Annotated in this window: 1 pseudogene; it reads right to left on the bottom strand. The window is 62.8% G+C overall.

The features are described from left to right. Positions 1-312, bottom strand: a pseudogene (locus P0G09_RS17505) (RNase J family beta-CASP ribonuclease); the annotation flags it as partial.

Below are 312 nucleotides of genomic sequence, written 5' to 3'. Positions count from 1 at the left end.
ACAAAGCCGCGGCTCACAAGGTCAGGCCCCGCCAGCACCTTGCCGGTCTTGCTGTCCACGGTGGCCACGAGGATGACCAGACCGTCCTCAGAGAGATGCTTGCGGTCACGCAGGACCACGTTGCCTACATCACCCACGCCCAAGCCGTCCACCATCACGGCACCGGCGGTGACAGGCTCGCCCAGCTTGATCTCGTCCCGGCTCAGGAAGACGTTGGAGCCGTTTTCGGCAATGAGGATGTTGCTGGTGGGAATGCCCAGAGACGCGGCGGTCAGAGCATGCTTTTTCAGCTGCTTGTACTCGCCGTGCACG

This window comes from Faecalibacterium sp. DFI.5.82 (genome assembly GCF_029076575.1).
Lineage (GTDB): Bacteria > Bacillota > Clostridia > Oscillospirales > Ruminococcaceae > Faecalibacterium > Faecalibacterium duncaniae.
The sequence above is the reverse complement of the archived record's forward strand: the minus strand, read 5'-3'. Positions and strand labels throughout refer to the sequence as shown.